This window comes from Oligella sp. HMSC05A10, assembly GCF_001808335.1.
Lineage (GTDB): Bacteria > Pseudomonadota > Gammaproteobacteria > Burkholderiales > Burkholderiaceae_B > Oligella > Oligella urethralis.
Genome location: NZ_KV792926.1, coordinates 1 through 1,196, shown reverse-complemented (window position 1 = coordinate 1,196; position 1,196 = coordinate 1). Strand labels below are relative to the sequence as shown.

The window sequence follows — 1,196 nt, the reverse complement described above, 5'->3', positions numbered from 1 at the left end:
ATGTATGAGTGACAACTATCTTGACAAATACCGATAATGAGGTCCATATTACCGCAACTAAGAGAATTTAGAAAATATCATTATTTTATTTAACTCATATCAACTATGAAGATGATCTATGTTAACAGTGATTACACCCCACAATTCTTCAATATCAGCCAAAAAAATTTCTCAAATTAAAACAGGGGGCTTTATTATTTTAAATATTTCTTTTCCCCAATCTAATTTTAATTATTCATCAAAACTCGAAATTACGTCTTGGAATCCTCAGACTCAATATGGTATAGCTAAGTTTAAAAATATCACTGAAGATATACGAGGAGGAAGAATAAATCTTAAGGATTTGGATACAATATACCAAGGAGAAATAGTAAATTTTCACGTTAGTGATATTTTAGATTACTCTGATGAGGATTATTAACACTACTTTTATTAACGGATGACTATGAAAAAAGTATTAGTACTATTAGCCGTATCTTTATCTACAGCATTAGTAGCTTGCGGAGAATCACCAAAAGATAAAAACTATTATTTGAAAAATATCGATAAAGCACGAGCTAAGAAAGAAGAATGTGAAGCAAAAATGTTCCAAGCAGCGAGGAGTCAAAATACAAATACGATGGGAAAAATAGCCAAAGATGTAGAGTGTGAAGCAGCACAGAACGCTCTTATTGAAGCCCAATAAAAAACCGCCTGAAAAAAGCGGTTAAGTTTGATTAACTCTACATTAATTTGTTTTTTTACCTAATCGACTATATTTTTTGCTTAACTCTCGAATTAACGCTTGAACATTAGGTTGGTAAATAACATCAAAACAATAAGCAATTGGTAAGGCCTGACTTTTAAGCGGTGGCTGCTCAGAAGGAACGGAATACATAGGTGTATTAGCAATTGCCTTTTCAATAGCGGCTTTCATTGGTAAAAGAACAGTCTCAAGATTAAACTCCATATTTCCCTCTGCAAGTGAGTTTGCCCAAATATACCCAGCATTCTGCAAGTAAGCATCCTTCTGTTTTATAAGGCAAGACGCATTAGCTAAAGCATTTAAATCATGGATAAGTGCTTGTTGAGCATCAACATCACTCGTGGGTTGTGCCCAAACGCTTAAAGGGAGACTCAATATTAGTGTAATTATGGCTTTTTTTAACATGATTTTGATTTATCGAGGGTGTAAGGTATTTTGTGTAACTTGATTT

At 33.2% G+C, this 1,196-nt stretch carries 3 protein-coding genes; 2 read left to right on the top strand and 1 reads right to left on the bottom strand.

All coding sequences use genetic code 11. The features are described 5' to 3' along the window. Nucleotides 1-118: 118 nt before the first annotated feature. Both HMPREF3144_RS05585 and HMPREF3144_RS05580 read left to right on the top strand, forming a co-directional pair. Nucleotides 119-421, top strand: coding sequence for a hypothetical protein (locus tag HMPREF3144_RS05585; RefSeq protein WP_036561411.1), 303 nt, complete (start codon nt 119-121; stop codon nt 419-421). A 24-nt stretch (nt 422-445) separates the two neighbouring features. Then, nucleotides 446-685, top strand: a complete 240-nt coding sequence (locus HMPREF3144_RS05580; protein ID WP_141742737.1) for an EexN family lipoprotein — start codon at nt 446-448, stop codon at nt 683-685. Between the two features lie 42 nt (nt 686-727). On the opposite strand, the gene HMPREF3144_RS11865 is transcribed toward HMPREF3144_RS05580, so the two are convergent. Further along, on the bottom strand, nt 728-1,150 hold the full coding sequence (locus HMPREF3144_RS11865; RefSeq protein ID WP_246823909.1) for a hypothetical protein: 423 nt from the start codon (nt 1,148-1,150) through the stop codon (nt 728-730). Between the last annotated feature and the right edge of the window lie 46 nt (nt 1,151-1,196).